This is a genomic window from Pseudomonas sp. Tav-5-1A, from assembly GCF_055755055.1.
Window position 1 is genome coordinate 928,430 of sequence record NZ_CM146901.1, and the last position, 18,331, is coordinate 946,760.

At 65.5% G+C, this 18,331-nt stretch carries 16 protein-coding genes; 3 read left to right on the forward strand and 13 right to left on the reverse strand.

Going from position 1 to position 18,331, the window contains the following annotated elements:
- Window positions 1–69 precede the first annotated feature (69 nt).
- From AC0J42_RS04280 to dksA, 12 genes are all read right to left on the reverse strand, one after another.
- The gene (locus AC0J42_RS04280) at window positions 70–1,086 is read right to left on the reverse strand and encodes a class I SAM-dependent rRNA methyltransferase (RefSeq protein WP_473005341.1); all 1,017 of its coding nucleotides are present in this window, start codon (window positions 1,084–1,086) and stop codon (window positions 70–72) included.
- Between the two features lie 54 nt (window positions 1,087–1,140).
- Entirely contained in the window at window positions 1,141–2,010 is an 870-nt protein-coding gene (locus tag AC0J42_RS04285; protein ID WP_416422414.1) for an oxygenase MpaB family protein, read from the reverse strand.
- Window positions 2,011–2,103: 93 nt separating this feature from the next.
- On the reverse strand, window positions 2,104–3,768 hold the full coding sequence (gene pgi / locus AC0J42_RS04290; protein WP_416422415.1) for a glucose-6-phosphate isomerase: 1,665 nt from the start codon (window positions 3,766–3,768) through the stop codon (window positions 2,104–2,106).
- Window positions 3,769–3,984: 216 nt separating this feature from the next.
- Window positions 3,985–4,839 carry a pantoate--beta-alanine ligase gene (gene panC, locus AC0J42_RS04295; RefSeq protein ID WP_473005342.1) on the reverse strand — a complete coding sequence of 285 codons (855 nt, stop codon included), beginning with the start codon at window positions 4,837–4,839 and terminating at the stop codon, window positions 3,985–3,987.
- Window positions 4,836–5,636: a 3-methyl-2-oxobutanoate hydroxymethyltransferase gene (gene panB, locus AC0J42_RS04300; RefSeq protein ID WP_416422417.1), complete on the reverse strand. Its 801-nt coding sequence runs from the start codon at window positions 5,634–5,636 to the stop codon at window positions 4,836–4,838. Before panB ends, panC begins: the two co-directional genes overlap by 4 nt.
- 256 nt (window positions 5,637–5,892) lie before the next feature.
- On the reverse strand, window positions 5,893–6,375 hold the full coding sequence (gene folK / locus AC0J42_RS04305) for a 2-amino-4-hydroxy-6-hydroxymethyldihydropteridine diphosphokinase (RefSeq protein ID WP_473005343.1): 483 nt from the start codon (window positions 6,373–6,375) through the stop codon (window positions 5,893–5,895).
- A gap of 4 nt (window positions 6,376–6,379) precedes the next feature.
- Complete coding sequence (locus AC0J42_RS04310) at window positions 6,380–7,771, reverse strand: polynucleotide adenylyltransferase PcnB (protein ID WP_473005344.1); 1,392 nt, start codon at window positions 7,769–7,771, stop codon at window positions 6,380–6,382.
- A 689-nt stretch (window positions 7,772–8,460) separates the two neighbouring features.
- Window positions 8,461–9,903 (reverse strand): sigma-54-dependent transcriptional regulator, encoded by a 1,443-nt coding sequence (locus tag AC0J42_RS04315; protein WP_416422420.1) that lies wholly within the window; start codon window positions 9,901–9,903, stop codon window positions 8,461–8,463.
- A 22-nt stretch (window positions 9,904–9,925) separates the two neighbouring features.
- On the reverse strand, window positions 9,926–12,880 hold the full coding sequence (locus AC0J42_RS04320) for a sensor histidine kinase (RefSeq protein ID WP_416422421.1): 2,955 nt from the start codon (window positions 12,878–12,880) through the stop codon (window positions 9,926–9,928).
- On the reverse strand, window positions 12,864–13,040 hold the full coding sequence (locus AC0J42_RS04325) for a hypothetical protein (protein ID WP_003250005.1): 177 nt from the start codon (window positions 13,038–13,040) through the stop codon (window positions 12,864–12,866). Before AC0J42_RS04325 ends, AC0J42_RS04320 begins: the two co-directional genes overlap by 17 nt.
- Before the next feature lie 237 nt (window positions 13,041–13,277).
- Window positions 13,278–14,168: a tRNA glutamyl-Q(34) synthetase GluQRS gene (gene gluQRS, locus AC0J42_RS04330; protein ID WP_473005345.1), complete on the reverse strand. Its 891-nt coding sequence runs from the start codon at window positions 14,166–14,168 to the stop codon at window positions 13,278–13,280.
- 77 nt (window positions 14,169–14,245) lie between these two features.
- Complete coding sequence (gene dksA, locus AC0J42_RS04335) at window positions 14,246–14,692, reverse strand: RNA polymerase-binding protein DksA (protein WP_473005346.1); 447 nt, start codon at window positions 14,690–14,692, stop codon at window positions 14,246–14,248.
- Between the two features lie 232 nt (window positions 14,693–14,924).
- Here dksA and AC0J42_RS04340 point away from each other — a divergent pair, with 232 nt between their 5' ends.
- Window positions 14,925–16,097 (forward strand): pyridoxal phosphate-dependent aminotransferase, encoded by a 1,173-nt coding sequence (locus tag AC0J42_RS04340; RefSeq protein ID WP_416422424.1) that lies wholly within the window; start codon window positions 14,925–14,927, stop codon window positions 16,095–16,097.
- Window positions 16,097–16,804 (forward strand): DNA/RNA nuclease SfsA, encoded by a 708-nt coding sequence (gene sfsA / locus AC0J42_RS04345; protein WP_473005347.1) that lies wholly within the window; start codon window positions 16,097–16,099, stop codon window positions 16,802–16,804. The genes AC0J42_RS04340 and sfsA overlap by 1 nt, the downstream gene beginning before the upstream one ends.
- A gap of 128 nt (window positions 16,805–16,932) precedes the next feature.
- Here the strand turns inward: sfsA and AC0J42_RS04350 are convergent, their stop codons facing one another.
- Window positions 16,933–17,250: a Rieske (2Fe-2S) protein gene (locus AC0J42_RS04350; RefSeq protein WP_473005348.1), complete on the reverse strand. Its 318-nt coding sequence runs from the start codon at window positions 17,248–17,250 to the stop codon at window positions 16,933–16,935.
- Between the two features lie 159 nt (window positions 17,251–17,409).
- Between AC0J42_RS04350 and AC0J42_RS04355 the strand changes: the two genes are divergently transcribed.
- The gene (locus AC0J42_RS04355; RefSeq protein ID WP_473005349.1) at window positions 17,410–18,294 is read left to right on the forward strand and encodes a heme/hemin ABC transporter substrate-binding protein; all 885 of its coding nucleotides are present in this window, start codon (window positions 17,410–17,412) and stop codon (window positions 18,292–18,294) included.
- Window positions 18,295–18,331 lie beyond the last annotated feature (37 nt).

Below are 18,331 nucleotides of genomic sequence, written 5' to 3' on the forward strand. Positions count from 1 at the left end.
CTTGGAGTATGGCACGCCTATCTGGTTCCGAAGAGGTGTCCGCTTTATGTGTAGGATTTTTCTGGAAACTTACAGTTGCAGCACCAGGGTCTTCAGCGGCGGCTGGCCGTCCATGGACGGGAAATCACTGGCCGGGGTGATCACCTGCCAGTCAAGCACCGGCCGGCCGGCTTTCTCGGCGCAGCGCAGCACCTGGTCGCGCCAGTCGTCGAAGGCCACCTTCGCCAGGTTGTTGCAGCAGATCAGCACGCCGTCGTCGGCGGTGGTCAGCAGCGCTGGCTTGAGCAGGCTCTGGTAGTCGCGCAGCAGGTCCACGGTGCCGAAGGCGCTCTTCGCCCAGGCCGGCGGGTCGAGGAACACTAGGTCGTACTGGCGTTGTTCCATGCGCGGGTAGCTGGGCAGCTTCTGCCCGCGGCGCTGGCTGATGGGCAGGCCGGCCAACTGGCGGATGGCCGGGAAGTAGTCCGACTGCACAAAAGTCATGGGCAGCAGCGTCGGGTTCAGGGCGCCGTTTTCCTTGCCCACGGCCAGGTTGCCTTCGGCGAAGTCCAGGTTGCACACCTCGCGCGCGCCACCGGCTGCGGCGGCCAGGCCGACGCCACAGGTGTAGGCGAACAGGTTGAGCACGCTCTTGCCCTGGCTGTTGGCCTTCACCCAGCCACGGGCGTTGCGCAGGTCCAGGAACAGCAGCGGGTCTTGCCCGGCATGGCGGCCGCGCACGCGGTAGTCCAGGCCCCACTCGTGGCCCACCAGGTCAGCCAGCGCAGCGTCGTCGGCCTGGTACACGCTGTCCTGGCGGTCGATGCGCGAGTTGCCCTTGGAGCGATCGTTGTAGACCAGCAGCAGCTCCTGGCCCAGTTCGGCGTTGATGGCGGCGTGGATAGCCAGCAGGTTGTCGCGCTCAAGGCTGGTGTGGAAGCTTTGCACCATCAGCTGCGGGCCGTAGCGGTCCACGGTGAGGCCGCCGGCGCCTTCCTGGCTGCCGTGAAACAGCCGGTAGCAATCGGTGCCCTGGGCGTGCAGTTGCGCGAGGAGGTCTTTGCGGGAGTCGAGAGCGGCGCGCAGCGCCTTGTTCACGGTGGACATGCGCTGTACGCCTGGAAAAAAAGAGGCGCGTAGTTTAACAGGAGAACACCCGCCTCAGGCGATGCCCATGCGCCGCCGGGCGCGGTGGGCAGAGCCGTCGCGCACGGCCCAGCGCAGCACCGGCGCGGTGCCGTTGATGCCCGTGCGCACCAGCCGGCGCTTGAAGTCGCTTTGCGGCAGTTCGAGCATGGCGCTGGCCCAGTCGGGCAACAGGTCTACCCCGGCCTGCATCATCAGCGCGCCGAACGGCTTGGCCAGGCGGCTGGGCGCGGGTGCGTTCATCAGCAGGCGGATGACCTCGCGGCTGCGGTGGTCGCACACCAGTTGCGGGCGAATGCCCTCCAGGTACTCGGCAATCTCTTGCCGCGAGGCGGGCACATGGCGCGCGCCCAGGCGTTCGGCCACCAGGGCGATCTCCGCGTAGTAGCGGTCCTGGTCGGCGGCCGGCAGGTGCGGGTTGCGGTAACGCAGGTGCGCGGCGAGGAAATGGCTGACCTCGGCCACGTGCACCCAGGTCAGCAGGTCCGGGTCGCTGGCGGCATAGGCGCGGCCGTCCTCGGCGTGGCCCACTACCTGCAGGTGGATGGTGCGCACCTTGTCGATCAGCCAGTCGGCGTCGCGAGTGGCACCGAAGGTGGTGCCGGAGATGAACTGGCCGGTGCGGCGCAGGCGCCCGAGCATGTCGGTGCGGAAATTGGAGTGGTCCCACACTCCGGCCAGCGCCAGTGGGTGCAGCGCCTGCAGCATCAGCGCGCTGATGCCGCCCACCAGCATGCTGGTGAAGTCGCCATGCACCTGCCAGCACACCGCCTGGGGGCCGAACAGGCCGGGGTCACCCTTGGGGTTTTCCAGGTCCAGCCGGCCGAGGGACAGGCCGGTCAGGCTCAACACTTGTTTCTCGATACGACGACGAATGAATTCCATGAATAATCTGGGTCAGGACGCGGCCTGCGGCCGCTGCTACGGGGGTTATTGGTGCCTAAAAAGAAAATCCCCTCCGGAGAGGGGATTTTTTCGTCAACCGCGGTGGCGGCCGCGGAAGTAGTTGATCAGGCCCTGGGTGGAGGCGTCCTCGGCAGGCTCTTCGATGCCGCCGGTGAGGCGCTGGTACACGCCCTTGCCCAGTTCCTTGCCCAGCTCCACGCCCCATTGGTCGAAGGCGTTGATGCCCCACAGCACGCTCTGCACGAACACCTTGTGCTCGTACATGGCCACCAGGGCGCCCAGGCGGCGCGGGCTGATGCGTTCCACCACCAGGGTGTTGCTCGGGCGGTTGCCCGGGATCACCTTGTGCGGCGCCAGCTTCTGGATCTGCTCTTCGGGCATGCCCTTGTCGCGCAGCTCGGCTTCAGCCTCGGCGCGGGTCTTGCCCAGCATCAACGCCTGGCTCTGCGACAGGCAGTTGGCGAACAGCCACTGATGGTGGTCGGCCACCGGGTTGAAGCTCACCACCGGCACGATGAAGTCGGCCGGGATCAGCTGGGTGCCCTGGTGCAGCAGCTGGTGGTAGGCGTGCTGGCCGTTGCAACCCACGCCGCCCCAGATGACCGGGCCGGTGTCGGTGGTGACCGGGCTGCCGTCCTGGCGCACGCTCTTGCCGTTGGACTCCATGTCCAGCTGTTGCAGGTGCTTGGTGATGTTGCGCAGGTAGTGGTCGTACGGCAGGATCGCGTGGGCCTGCGAGCCCCAGAAGTTGCCGTACCACACGCCCAGCAGGGCCAGCAGCACCGGCATGTTCTGTTCGAACGGCGCGGTCTGGAAGTGCTGGTCCATGGTGTAGGCACCGGACAGCAGTTCCTTGAAGTTGGCGGTGCCGATGGCCAGGGCAATCGGCAGGCCGATGGCCGACCACAGCGAGTAGCGGCCGCCTACCCAGTCCCACATCGGGAAGATGTTCTCTTCACGGATGCCGAAGGCCACGGCCGCGGCGTTGTTGCTGGACACGGCGATGAAGTGGCGGTGCAGCTCGGCTTCCGAACCGCCCTGGGCCAGGTACCAGGCGCGGGCGGCCTGGGCGTTCTTCAGGGTTTCCAGGGTGCTGAACGACTTCGACGAGACGATGAACAGGGTGGTCTCGGCGCGCAGCTTGGTGGCCAGTTCGTGGAACTCGCTACCGTCGATGTTTGCCAGGTAGTGGCAGCGCACGCCTTTCTGGGCGTACGGCAGTAGGGCTTCGGAGACCAGCTCCGGGCCCAGGAACGAGCCGCCGATGCCGATGTTCACAACGTCCGTGATCGGCTTCTCGGTGTAGCCGCGCCACAGGCCGTCGTGGATGCGGGTGACCAGCTCGGTGATCTGGTTCAGCACCTTATGCACTTCGGGCATGATGTTGGTGCCGTTGACGTTGAGCTTGTCGCCTACCGGGCGGCGTAGGGCGGTGTGCAGCGCCGGGCGGCCTTCGGAGGCGTTCAGCAGCTCGCCGGCGAACATGGCCTTAATGGCGCCCTGCAGGTCCACTTCACCGGCCAGCTTGACCAGCAGGTCGCGGGTCTCGGTGGTGATCAGGTTTTTCGAGTAGTCGAGGAACAGCCCGCAACCACTCAGGGAAAATTGGTGAAAACGCTGCGGATCGGCCGCGAAGGCTTCGCGCATGCTGAAATCCTGCATGGCCTGGCGGTGCTGGGTAAGTGCCTGCCAGGCGGGCAGAGCGGTAACGTCGTGGGGGGTACGGTAATACGCCATCGCTGCGGGTTTCCTTGTACTTAGAACAGCCTTTGGACACGGTCGGGTCCTGGCCAGTTGCATAAATTTTGCAACCTGTGGGAGCTGGCTTGCCAGCGAGCTTTTCGGCCCGCAAAAAGCTCGCTGGCAAGCCAGCTCCCACAGTAACCATCTACAGCGCATCTGTCTGCGCGGTGCCCGGTACTTTTAACAGTTCCGGGCCTTGCAGCATAGCAGTCAGGCGTCGAGGTTCAGGTGCAGGTTGTCGATCAGCCGCGTGCTGCCGATGTAGGCGGCGGCGATGATCACCACGTCACGGTCCTCGGCGGTGGCCGGGCGCAGGTTGATGCCGTGGCGAATCTCGAAATAGTCGGTCTTGAAGCCGGCGGCGGTGATCTGCGTGCGGGCCTCATCCAGCAGGCGGCCGTAGTCGCGCTCGCCGCTCTCGATGGCCTTGGCCACCTGTTGCATGGCGCGGTACAGCGCAGGGGCGGCAGCGCGTTGCTCGGTGGTCAGGTAACCGTTGCGCGACGACAGCGCCAGGCCGTCCTCGGCGCGCACGGTAGGCTCGCCAATGATCTGGATGGGCATGTTCAGGTCACGCACCAGCGCGCGGATCACCGCCAGCTGCTGGTAGTCCTTCTGGCCAAACACGGCCAGGTCCGGCTGGACCATGTTGAACAGCTTGCTGACCACGGTGGCCACGCCCTCGAAATGGCCAGGGCGGCTGGCGCCACACAGGCCTTCGGACAGGTGCGGGACGCTGACGCGGGTCTGCACGCCCATGCCGTCGGGGTACATTTCTTCAACGGTGGGGGCGAACAGCAGGTGGCAGCCGGCTTGCACCAGTTTTTCCTGGTCGGCGGCGAGGGTGCGCGGGTACTTGTCCAGGTCCTCGGCAGGGCCGAACTGCAGCGGGTTGACGAAGATGCTCGCCACCACGAAGTCGACGCGCTGGGCCGCCTTGGTCACCAGTGCGGCGTGGCCGCTGTGCAGGTTGCCCATGGTGGGCACGAAGCCGATGCGCTTGCCTTCGCTACGGGCGCGGGCCACGGCGGCGCGCAGTTCTTTGACGGTTTTTACGGTGTTCATGCATTAAATCCGTGTTCGGTACCCGGGAAGCTGACTTCCTTGACGGCGGTGACGTAGGCGCCCAGGGCGCTCTGGATGTCTGGCTGGCCGGCCATGAAGTTCTTCACGAACTTGGGCACGCGGCCGGTCAGCGACAGGCCCAGCATGTCGTGCAGCACCAGTACCTGGCCGTCCACGGCGCTACCGGCGCCAATGCCGATGACCGGCACCTTCACCGCCTGGGTGATCTCGGCGGCCAGCTCGCTGGGCACGCATTCAAGCAAAATCATCGCCGCGCCGGCCTGTTCCAGGGCGATGGCGTCGGCGCGCATCTGCCGCGCCTGGGCTTCGTTGCGGCCTTGCACTTTATAGCCGCCCAGCACGTTGACCGTCTGCGGCGTCAGGCCCATGTGCGCGCACACCGGCACGCCGCGCTCGGCCAGCAGGCGGATGGACTCCGCCAGCCAGGCCGCGCCTTCCACCTTGACCATGTGGGCGCCGGCCTGCATCAGCTGGGCGCTGTTGGCGAAGGTCTGTTCCAGGGTGGCGCAGGCCATGAACGGCAGGTCGGCCAGGATCAGCGCGCCCTCGTTGCCGCGCTTGACGCTGGCCACGTGGTAGGCCATCTCGGCGTTGGTGACCGGCAGGGTGCTGTCGTGGCCCTGCAGGACCATGCCCAGGGAGTCGCCGACCAGCAGGATTTCCACGCCCGCCTGGCAGGCTGCCTGGGCGAAGGTCGCGTCATAGCAGGTCAGCATGGCGATTTTCTCACCCTTGAGCTTGAGGCTCTGCAGGGTGGTCAGGGTGATTTCAGGCATCAAAGGGGTCCTCTTTCAGGCGCCGTGAATACTGCTAACAGTTAGCGGATCAAACACAACATCATCTGCCGTGATGTTTGGGAAACGACCGTCAACCGGCCGTTCCGCGCCGTTTTGCTGCGTTAGTGAGCAACGGGATGCCTATAGTCGTGAGGAGGGGGCGGGAAGTCAATTGGATGTGTTACGGGTGTGTTACTGGGTGGGGGGATTGTGTGTTACCGGGACGGCAGACGGCCCCGTAGCCGCTGCCGCCAGGCTACGGAGTTAAGCGCTCGAGACCTTCAAACGGGCAAGCAGCCAATAGATCGGCCAAAGGCCGTCCATCCGCCAGGCGCAGGTCGGCCGGCGCCAGCTCGGCCAGCGGGTACAGCACGAACGCCCGCGCGTGCATGTGGTAATGCGGCACCTTCAACCGTGGCTCGTCGATGACCCGGTCGCCGAACAGCAGCACGTCCAGGTCCAGGGTCCGCGGGCCCCAGCGCTCGGCGCGCACGCGGCCCTGGTCGTTCTCGATGGCCTGCAGGGCGTCCAGCAGCGCCAAGGGCGCGAGCGAGGTTTCGAGCCGCGCCACCGCGTTGGTATAACGCGGCTGGCCGGGCGACAGCGACTCGCTGCTGTACAGCGCCGACACCGCCAGGCCCTGGCTGGACGGCAACTGCCCCAGGGCCTCGATGGCCTGGCGCAGTTGCTCGGCGGGCTCGGCCAGGTTGCTGCCCAGGCCGATGTACACGACTTCCATCGGCTTACTCGCCCGAATCCGCCGCCGCGCCACGCTTGCGCTTGGCGCCAGTGCGCTTGCGCTTGCGTGGGCCGGCGCCGGTTTCGTCCTTGCTGCCCAGGTCGCGGATCATGTCGCGGCGTTCGCTGTCATTGGCGTCCTGGTAGTCGGTCCACCACTCGCCCAGGCCCTCGGTCTGCTCGCCAGCGCTTTCGCGCAGCAGCAGGAAGTCGTAGCCGGCGCGGAAGCGCGGGTTGTCCAGCAGCAGGTCGGCGCGTTTGCCGCTGCGGCGTGGCAGGCGCTCCTGCATGTCCCAGATCTCGCGGATCGGGATGGTGAAACGCTTGGGAATGGCGATGCGCTGGCACTGCTCGGCAATCAGCTGGTGCGCGCCTTCCTGCATGGCCGGGATCGGCGGCATACCACGTTCCTGCAGGTGCAGCACGCGGGCGGGCAGGGCCGGCCACAGCAGGGCGGCGAACAGGAAGGCCGGGGTCACCGGCTTGCCCTGCTTGACGCGCAGGTCGGTGTTCCTCAGCGCTTCGCTGATCAGCGTGTGCGTGTAGGTCGGCTGGTGCTCCAGCGCGTGGGCGCTGGCCGGGAACAGCGGGTCGAACAGCTGCAGGTCGACCAGCATCTCGAAGGTGTCCGAGGCGTGGCCCGAGAGGAACAACTTCAGGCTTTCCTCGAACAGGCGCGCCGACGGGATCTCGCGCAGCATGGGCGCCAGCTCGCGGATCGGCGCGGCGGTGTGCTTCTCGATGCCGAAGTCCAGCTTGGCGGCGAAACGCACGGCCCGCAGCATGCGCACCGGGTCTTCCTGGTAGCGCTGCACCGGGTCGCCGATCAGGCGGATCAGGTGGTTGCGAATGTCGTGTACGCCGTTGGCGTAATCGAGGATGCGCTCGCTCACCGGGTCGTAGTACAGGGCGTTGATGGTGAAATCGCGGCGCTGGGCGTCCTCTTCGAGGGTGCCGTAGACGTTGTCGCGCAGGATGCGACCACTTTCGTTACGCGACGACTGGTTGCTGTCTTCCTCTTCTTCATCCTGGGGATGATTGGCGCGGAAGGTGGCGACCTCGATGATCTCGCGACCGAAATGGATATGCACCAGCTTGAACCGCCGGCCAATCACCCGGGCGTTGCGGAACTCCGCACGCACTTGCTCGGGGGTGGCACTGGTGGCGACGTCGAAGTCCTTGGGGGTGATGTTGAGCAGCATGTCACGCACGCAACCGCCCACCAGATAGGCCTGATAGCCAGCGTTTTGCAGGCGTTCGACGATGCTCACCGCGTGGCGGCTGAACTGGTTGCGCTGCAGCGAGTGTTGCCCGCTATTGAGCACTTCGGGCGTGGTCCGCAGGTGTTGCGGGCGACGCACGGGGGGACGGATAGACTGGAACAGCTTCTTCAGCATGGGATGCACTGTTTGAAGGAATGTTCGGCCATGAATGGAGAATGACCGCATGATGGGCGGGGATTCTAGCATTTAGTCAGGGGATGGTGTAGGACACTGCGCAACGAGGGGGACGAAACGTGGAAACTACAAGGGGAGCCGAAGCTCCCCAAGGAATGTAGTTGCGTGCTCTTCTTGTTTTTTTGATCGGGCTTCTTGTTTTTGTTAACGCCCTACCCACGTGGTCTTCGCCAGTGAGTGGCTCCCTAACCGGGAGCAAGAGCAAACGGATTGCTTTGGTCGCTGAGTTGCTTTCATCCCATGCCGTTCTGCTTTTCAGTGCAGTTTTTATTGGTCTTTGCCTGGGTGTGGGGCGGGCCCCAATTACAACGCCTCTCCAAAAGAATCAGTTAGCTGCGCCTCCGCCGTGTTGTTCTTGTTATGCGTGAGCCGTTTCATCTTGTTTTTATTAGAGTGTGTCATTGCTTATTGTTGTTCTTGTACCAAATACATAGCAGGTGCCGTGCCAACTTTTGAAAACCCTTGTAAATCAAGGCTTTCGGCTATTTGGTGGCCATCAGCCGGCGCCTGAAACGGACAAAATTCGTTACCGTATGCCCCGGCATCTGTTACGCCGGCAAGGTGGGGGTAACAGTTTGTCACTCCCCCCTTTTGTTACCCCGTGACACCGCGTAATTAGCTGAAACGTATCAGCTTTCGCTGGCCACGCCCGACTTGCGCCGTGGAATACCCAGGCGCTGGCGGCGCTCCCACAGGCACTTGCGGCTGACGCCCAGCTTGCGTGCCAGCTCGGTCTCGGTCATGTGGTCCTGGTGCTCGAGCACGAAGTGCTGGAAATAGTCTTCCAGCGACAAGTCCTCGGTGGGTTCGTGGTTGCCGCCGCCGACGTTGCTCGCCGGTTGCGCGGCCATGGCGTCGAACGCCTCGTCGTCGAGGTCTTCCAGTTCGATGTCGATGCCCAGCAGCTCGGCGGAAATTTCCGCGCTCTCGCTGAGGATCACCGAACGCTCCACCGCGTTTTCCAGTTCGCGCACGTTGCCGGGCCACGAGTAGTGACGGATGGCCTGTTCGGCGTCGGCGGCGAAACGCAGGTCGTTGCGGCCGATGCGCGCGCTCTGGCGGGCCAGGAACGCGTTGGCGATCTCGTTGACGTCGGCGCCGCGCTCGCGCAGGGCCGGCAGCTTCAGGGCGATCACGTGCAGGCGGTAGTACAAGTCCTCACGGAACTGGCCGACCTTGGCCAGGCTCTTGAGGTCGCGGTGGGTGGCGGCGATCAGGCGTACGTCGACCTTCTGTGATTGCACCGAGCCCACGCGGCGAATCTCGCCTTCCTGCAGCACGCGCAGCAGGCGCGCCTGGGCCTCGAGCGGCAGCTCGCCGATCTCATCCAGGAACAGGGTGCCGCCGTCGGCTGCTTCCACCAGGCCCGCACGGCCGGCGCTGGCGCCGGTGAACGCGCCCTTTTCGTGGCCGAACAGCTCGGACTCGATCAGGGTTTCCGGAATGGCGGCGCAGTTCACCGAGATCATCGGTGCCTTGGCGCGGCGCGACAGGTTGTGCAGGGCACGGGCCACCAGCTCCTTGCCGGTGCCCGACTCGCCCTGGATCAGCACGTTGGAGTCGGTGGGCGCCACCTTGCGGATCTTGCTGTACAGGTCCTGCATGGGCGGGCACGAGCCGATGATGCCGATCTCGCCATTGGCGTTCTCGGCACCGGCGGCGGCCTTGGCGTTGCCATTGCCGGCGCGTTCGGCCGGTGCGGCAGCCGGGGCTGGCGCGCTCTGGCGGTCACGCAGGATGCGCGCCACGGCCTGCAGCATCTCGTCGTGGTCGAAGGGCTTGGCGATGTAGTCCACCGCGCCCATTTTCATCGAGTCCACGGCCGAGCGCAGGCTGGCATAGCTGGTCATGATCAGCACCGGCTTGCCCTGGCCCAGCTTGATCAGCTCGGTGCCCGGGGCGCCAGGCAGGCGCAGGTCACTGACGATCAGGTCGAACGTGGGGATGGAGAAGCGCTCTTGTGCCTCTTGCACGGAGCCGGCTTCGCTGACCTGGTACTGATTCCGTTCAAGCAGGCGGCGCAGGGCAGAACGAATAATGGTTTCGTCTTCGACGATCAGAATATGCGGCATTGATTCAATTCTCTCGACGGTCTCAGTTCACGGCGGACGTCGCTTCGACATGACGCGGCAAGGTCACCCGGATTCGGGTGCCGCGCTGGCTCTGGGTATCAGCCGGGCTGTCGATGGTGATTTGTCCATAATGCTCTTCAACGATGGAATAGACCAGAGCAAGCCCCAGTCCGGTTCCCTCGCCAGGGTCCTTGGTGGTGAAGAACGGTTCGAACAAGCGGTCCATGATGTTCTTGGGAATGCCGCTGCCCTCGTCCTCGACGATCAGGTCCACGGTGTGCTCGCTGGCCTCGCTTTTCACCCGCACGGCGCTGCCGGCCTGGGAGGCGTCGCGGGCGTTGGACAGCAGGTTGATCAGCACCTGGGCCAGGCGTTGCGGGTCGCCCTCCACCCAGTGGTCGGGGTCGCAGAGGTTGTAGAACTGCACTTCGAAATTGCGCCGGTTCAGGGCCAGCAGGCCGATGGCGTCCTGGGCCACTTCGGCCAGGTTCACCGGCTCGTCGCTGTGCTGGTGGCTACCGGCGTGGGCGAAGCTCATCAGCGACTGCACGATGCGCGACACGCGCTTGGTCTGTTCGAGGATCTGGCTGCTGAGCTCGGTGATCTCGCCGTCTTCCTCGCGCTCCTCGCGCAGGTTCTGCGCCAGGCAGGCGATGCCGGTGATCGGGTTGCCGATCTCGTGGGCCACGCCAGCGGCCAGGCGGCCGATGCTGGCCAGGCGCTCGGAGTGCACCAGCTTGTCTTCCAGCAGTTGCGTGTCGGTGAGGTCTTCCACCAGCAGCACCAGGCCGCTGTTGCCCGGCGCCAGGGGCTCGTCGATGGCCGCCTTGTGCAGGTTCAGCCAGCGGATCTGGCCGTCCAGGGGCAGGCGCTGCTTGTGCAGGTGTTCGTCGGGCACGTTGATGAAGCCTTGCAGCAGGCCGCGCCACGGCTCGCCGATGGTCACCAGGCGCGAGCCCACCACGCGCTGCGCGGCGATGCCGGTCAGCTCTTCCATGGCCTTGTTCCACATCAGGATTTCCTGGTCCTTGGCCAGCGAGCAGACGCCCATGGGCAGTTCCTGCAGGGTCTGGCGGTGGTAGCGGCGCAGGGCGTCCAGCTCGGCGGCAAGGCCGGTGAGGCGCGAGTGGTAGTCTTCCAGGCGGCTCTCGATGAAGTGGATGTCTTCGGTGACGTAATTCTCGTTGCCGGACTTGTAGGGCAGGAAGGTCTCGACCATGTCCTGGGCCACGCTGGGGCCCATCAGGCCCGAGAGGTTGGCCTCGATGCGGTCGCGCAGGCGGCGCAGGGCATAGGGGCGGCGCTCGTCGAAGGGCAGGTAGAGGTCGCGCAGGGCCTGTTCCACTTCCTTCTGCGCGGCCTTGGCGCCCAGCGGCTTGGCCAGCTGGGTGGCGAATTCCTGGGGCGAGGCGGCGTGCAGCTCACGGCGCTGGGGCCGCCGCACGTTGTCCACCGCGCAGGCTTCGGCGGCGCTGGCCTCTTCGGCGCTGGGGTTGCTGAACAGCGAGATCAGGGTGAACACCAGCACGTTGGCGGCCAGCGAGGCGATGGCCGCCATGTGCCAGCTGGTGTCGTCGAGCACGTAGATCATGTTCAGCAGCGGGATGTAGAAGCCCTGCAGGTTGCCGACCAGCGGCAGCAGCATGGTCACCATCCACACCAGGATGCCCGCCAGCAGGCCGGCGATGAAGCCGCGGCGGTTGGCGGCCGGCCAGTACAGCACCGACAGCACCCCCGGCAGGAACTGCAGGGTGGCGACGAAGGCGACGATGCCCAAATTGGCCAGGTCCTGGGCGGTGCCCAGCAGCAGGTAGAAGGCGTAGCCGGCCATGATGATGGCGACGATCAGGCCGCGGCGCGTCCACTTCAGCCAGCGGTAGATGTTGCCCTCGGCCGGCGGCTGGTACAGCGGCAGCACCAGGTGGTTGAGGGCCATGCCCGACAGCGCCAGGGTGGTGACGATGATCAGCCCGCTGGAGGCCGAAAGCCCGCCCACGTAGGCCAGCAGCGCCAGGGCCTTGCTGTTGGCGGCGATGCCTACGCCCAGGGTGAAGTATTCGGGGCTGGTGGTGGCGCCCAGGCGCAGGCCGGCCCACAGGATCAGCGGCACCGCCAGGCTCATCAGTAGCAGGAACAGCGGCAGGCCCCAGCTGGCGCTGACCAGCGAGCGCGGGTTGAGGTTCTCGGTGAACGCCATGTGGTACATGTGCGGCATGACGATGGCCGAGGCGAAGAACACCAGCAGCAGCGTGCGCCATGGGCCTTCTTGCAGCGGCGTGTGCAGGGCGGCGAGGGCGGTCTGGTTCTGCAACAGCCACAGCTCCAGCTCGTGGGGGCCGTTGAACACCCCGTACAGCGCGTACAGGCCGATGCCGCCCACGGCCACCAGCTTGATGATGGACTCGAAGGCGATGGCGAACACCAGGCCCTCGTGCTTCTCGCGGGTGGCGATGTGGCGTGAGCCGAAGAAGATGGTGAACAGCGTGATCAGCGCGCAGAACGCCAGGGCCACGCGGTTCTGCACCGGGTCGCGTGTGAGGATGCTGATGGAGTCGGCCACTGCCTGTATCTGCAAGGCCAGCAACGGCAGCACGCCGATCAGCATGAAGATGGTGGTCAGGGCGCCGGCCCAGGTGCTGCGGAAGCGAAACGCGAACAGGTCGGCCAGAGAGGACAGCTGGTAGGTGCGGGTGATCTTCAGGATCGGGTACAGCAGCACCGGCGCCAGCAGGAACGCGCCGCTGACCCCCAGGTAGCAGGCCAGGAAACCGTAGCCGTACTGGTAGGCCAGGCCCACCGTGCCGTAGAACGCCCAGGCGCTGGCGTAGACGCCCAGCGACAGGGTATAAGTCAGCGGGTGGCGAATGATCGCGCGCGGGATCATTCCGCGCTCGCTGACCCAGGCCACGCCGAACAGCACCAGCAGGTAGGCGGCGCTGATCAGGATCATCTGGGTGAGGCTAAAGCTCATCGGCATCACGTTGGCTCTGGAGAATGAAAGTCACCACGATCAGGATCAGCCACAACAGGTAGGGCCGATACCAGGCGCCGGTCGGTTCTATCCACCAGTCCATGATCGCGGGGGAGAACAGGTAGATACCGACTACCAGCAGCAGGACCAATCGGTAGATGTACATGCCGGCCTCTCGAATGGAAGAACATCAAGTCCAGGGTGCTCGCCTTATTATTGTAGGTACGGGCAAAAAGGAGCGGGGATGGTAACGCAAGCGCGTCGTAGTGCAACTGGAAGTTCACTACACCCCGTAGCAGCTGCCGAAGGCTGCGTCCGGCCGCAACGACGAAACCGCGTTGCCGCCGGACGCAGCCTTCGGCTGCTGCTACGGGGGTTCTGCGTCCAACGGCAATGTGGCGCGTCAGGCCGGCAACTGCGCCTCGGGCAGGCTCAAGGCACGCGGGATAAGCTCGGCGTTCCAGTGGGCGATGCCCCACGCCAGCACCTCGCCAGGCATGGCACCCCGCAGCTCCAGCGGCACCGGCTGCCCCAGCGCCCGCAGCGCGCGCACCAGCAGCGGCGCTGCCTGGTCGGCTTCCAGCGGCGGCGAGCGGTAGCTCTTGCCCAGCTTGTGGCCATCGGGCTGGGTAATCAGCGGCACGTGCAGGTACTTGGGCTGGGGCAGCCCCAGCAGTTCCTGCAGGTACAGGTGGCGCGGGGTGGAGTCCAGCAGGTCGGCGCCGCGCACGATGTGCGTCACCCCCTGCCAGGCGTCGTCCAGCACCACCGCCAGTTGGTAGGCGTACAGGCCATCGCGGCGGCGAATCACGAAGTCGCCGCTGTCGCGCCCCAGGTGCTGCTCGAAGCGGCCCTGCACGCGGTCGACGAAGGCGTAGTTCAGCTCCGGCACGCGGATGCGGATGGCGGCATCTTCCTGGCCGTGGCCCAGGTTGCGACACAGGCCTGGGTAGATACCGTTGTAGGGCTCCAGCTGCTTGCGCGAGCAGGTGCAGGCATACGCCAGGCCCTGCTGGAACAGGCGGTCGATGACCTGGGCATAGGCGTCATGGCGCAGGCTCTGGTACACCACCTCGCCATCCCATTCGAAACCGTAGTTCTCCAGGGCCTTGAGAATGGCAGCCTGGGCGCCGGGCATCTCCCGGGGCGGGTCCAGGTCTTCCATGCGCAGCAGCCAGTGGCCACCCACGGCACGGGCGTCAAGGTAGGAAGCAAGGGCGGCCACCAGCGAGCCGAAATGCAGGAAACCACTGGGCGTTGGCGCGAAGCGGCCAATGTAGGCAGGCGTGTTCATGGGGAACAGGGTACTGGAAATTTCGGAGAAGGGGCGGGACAGGTCCGGGGCGCGTGGCGCGCCCCGGCTTCAACAGGTCATTTGCCGACCTGTTTTTCCTTGATCTCTGCCAGGGTCTTGCAGTCGACGCACAGGTCGGCGGTAGGGCGGGCTTCCAGGCGGCGGACGCCAATCTCGACGCCGCACGATTCGCACCAGCCGTATTCTTCGTCGGTGATCAGCTGCAGGGTCTTGTCGATTTTCTTGATCAGCTTGCGCTCGCGGTCGCGGGCACGCAGCTCGAGGGCGAATTCCTCTTCCTGGCTGGCACGGTCAGCAGGGTCGGGGAAGTTGGCTGCTTCGTCCTTCATGTGGTCCACGGTCTTGTCGACGCCGACCATCAGCTCCATCTTCCATTTTTGCAGGATATTGGTGAAGTGTGCGCGCATGGGCTTGCCCATGTACTCCTCACCGGGAGCTACTACGTAAGGCTCAAAGCCCGATTCCAGTGTTTGGGTAGATGCTTGCTTTTCATTGGTGGACATTGGTTGACCGCCTCTCGCTCTTCTAATCCATTGCGCAGGATGCTCCATCTCCGACACCCGCCGGCCCTGCGACTGCAAGCCGGCGAACTTAGCAGATCAATCCAGACGGCGCCACTCCCGGTTGTCGAGCCTGTCGCAGATGGCGTCAAAGCATATGGACCGGCCGTTTCGCGACACGTTCGGCTGCCGTGTCCGGTAGAATCGTTATTTTACACCCTTTTAAGGAAGGTCAATGGCCCAGCCCTACAGTGCGCGCAGCCGCGCCATAGAACCCTTTCACGTGATGGCGCTGCTGGCGCGGGCCAACGAACTGCAGGCCGCCGGCCATGACGTCATCCACCTGGAAATCGGCGAGCCGGACTTCACCACCGCCGAACCGATCATCCAGGCCGGCCAGGCGGCCCTGGCCAACGGCCAGACCCGCTACACCGCGGCCCGTGGCCTGCCGGCGCTGCGCGAGGCCATTGCCGGCTTCTACGACCAGCGCTATGGCGTGAACATCGACCCGCAGCGCATCCTCATCACCCCCGGCGGCTCCGGCGCGCTGCTGCTGGCCAGCAGCCTGCTGGTGGACCCGGGCAAGCACTGGCTGCTGGCCGACCCTGGCTACCCCTGCAACCGGCATTTCCTGCGCCTGGTGGAAGGCGCGGCGCAGCTGGTGCCGGTGGGCCCCGAGGTGCGCTACCAGCTCACCGCCGACCTGGTGGCGCGCCACTGGGACAAGGACAGCGTCGGCGCCCTGGTGGCATCGCCCGCCAACCCTACCGGCACGCTGCTCAGCCGTGACGAGCTGGCGCAGTTGGCCCAGGCCATCAAGGCGCGCAACGGCCACCTGGTGGTGGACGAGATCTACCACGGCCTCACCTACGGCACCGACGCCGCCAGCGTGCTGGAAGTGGACGACGACGCCTTTGTCCTTAATAGTTTTTCCAAATATTTCGGCATGACCGGCTGGCGCCTGGGTTGGCTGGTGGCGCCGCCGGAAGCGGTGCCGGAGCTCGAGAAGCTGGCGCAGAACCTCTACATCAGCGCCCCCAGCATGGCCCAGCACGCCGCGCTGGCCTGCTTCCAGCCACAGACCCTGGCCATTCTGGAAGAGCGCCGGGCCGAATTCGGCCGCCGCCGCGACTTCCTGCTGCCGGCCCTGCGCGAACTGGGCTTCGGCATTGCCGTGGAGCCGGAAGGGGCGTTCTACCTGTACGCCGATATCAGCCGGTTCGGCGGCGATGCCTTCGCGTTCTGCCAGCATTTCCTCGAAACCGAGCACGTGGCGTTCACCCCCGGCCTGGACTTCGGCCGTCATCAGGCCAGCCACCACGTGCGCTTCGCCTACACCCAGAGCCTGCCGCGCCTGCAGCAGGCCGTGGAGCGCATCGCGCGTGGCCTGCGGAGCTGGCAAGGCTGATGGAATTCAATCCTCCCCTGGAAGAAGGTCGCCTGCTGCGCCGCTACAAGCGTTTCCTTGCCGACATCCGCACCCTGGACGGCGAAGAGCTGACCATTCACTGCCCCAACACCGGCTCGATGTTCAACTGCATGGTCGAGGGCGGGCAGGTGTGGTTCAGCCGCTCCAACGACCCCAAGCGCAAGCTGCCGGGCACCTGGGAAATCAGCGAGACGCCCCAAGGCCGCCTGGCCTGCGTGAACACCGCGCGTGCCAACCGGCTGGTGGAGGAGGCGTTGCTGGCCGGGGTGATCACCGAGCTGAACGGGTTTACTGCGCTGAAACGCGAAGTGGCCTATGGCGAGGAGGGCAGCCGCGTGGATTTCTGCCTGCAGTACCCGCAAGGCCCGGCCTACGTGGAAGTAAAAAGCGTGACCCTGGGCCACGACGGCACCACGGTGGCAGCCTTCCCGGACGCCGTGACCCAACGCGGCGCCAAGCACCTGCGCGAGCTGGCGACGCTGGCGCGCAACGGCGTGCGCGCGGTGCAGTTGTATTGCGTAAACCTGACCGGCATCGACGCCGTGCGCCCGGCTGGCGAGATTGACGCCGGCTATGCCGAGGCGTTGCAGGCGGCGGTGGCGGATGGCGTGGAGGTGCTGGCGTATGGGGTGCACCTGGATAGCGAGCGTGTGTATGTGAACCGCCGCTTGAACGTCCAGATTTGATTCACGCCGCCGACTCGTAGCCGCTGCCGAAGGCTGCGCTGGCCCCAGATTACACTGGAGATTCACAGTGGAGGGGAGGGCCAGCGCAGCCTGCGGCAGCGGCTACGCAGATGGTCGCGGGGCCGGAATCAGAGGTCTACCCAGATGCCTTTGTCGTCTTCGCGGCAATCGAAGTTCTCCAGCTCCTTGCCCTCGCACGGGCCCGCCACGCACTCGCCCGAGTCCATCAGAAACAACGCGCCATGGCTGGCGCAGCGGATCATGGTGGCGCTGTCGTCCAGGAACACGTCGGTTTCCCACTGCAGCGCGGTGCCCCGGTGCGGGCAGCGGTTGCGGTAGGCGTACACCCGGCCTTCGCGGCGCACGATGAAAAGCTTGATGCCTTCACACTCGAAACCACGACTTTGTGCTTCGCTCAAAGCGGTGCTTTCACACAGCCACTGCATGCTGACCTCTTTTGTTTTACTTGATGATACAAGGGGCGACTTGACGCCTAAATGCAAATAATTATCAAATGAATTGATAGGTTGCCGTTTGGGCGGGCATTCAACGAGAAAACGCCGGGCGCTGCAACCACTGCCCATCATTGAATAGAGGAACACCCGATGCGCCTGAGCGCCAAGGTCGTTGGCTTTACCACCGCCATGCTGTGTCACCCCTGGGCCATGGCCGCCGAAGCGCTGCCGCAGCACTGGGTCAGCGCCGGTGGCGCGCTGACCGAGTGGGTGGTGGCCATGGGCGGCGAGAGCAAGCTGGTCGGGGTGGACACCACCAGCCAACACCCCGAGAGCGTCAAGGCGTTGAAAAGCATCGGCTACCAGCGCGCGCTGTCGGCCGAGGGCATTCTCAGCCTGACCCCGCGCCCGGACATCCTCATCGGCACCGAGGAAATGGGCCCGCCGCCGGTGCTGCAACAGATTCGCCAGGCTGGCCTGGGCGTGGAGATGTTCGACAGCAAGCCCGAGCTGCCGACCTTGCAGGCCAACCTGCTGCACCTGGGCCGGCTGCTGGGCGATGAGGCCCACGCCGGCAAGCTGTTCGACGACTACCGCCAGCAGTTGCAGGACCACCAGGCCTGGGTGAAAGCCGCCGAAGCCGGACAGCCTGCGCCCGGGGTGATTCTGCTGCTGGGCCACATGGGCGCCAAGCCGCTGGTGGGTGGCCCCGGTACCGTGGCTGACTGGCTGATCAGCCAGGCCGGCGGGCGCAACCTGGCCACGCAGCCGGGCTACAAGAATTTCTCCACCGAAGTGCTGGCCGCGCTCGACCCGCAGGTGATCGTGTTCGCCGACCGCAGCCTTAGCGGTGACGCCGCCATCGCCGCCATGCTCAAGGACAACCCGGCGCTGGCCAACACCCGCGCGGTGAAGGACAAGCGCATCGTGGTGCTCGACCCGACCCTGCTGGTGGGGGGCCTGGGGCCGCGCCTGCCGGCGAGCCTGAACGGCCTGTCGCAGGCGTTCTTCCCTGACGCCAAGCCTGCCCGATGAGGCCATTGCTGGCGCCGCGCACGCTGTTCGTCACCCT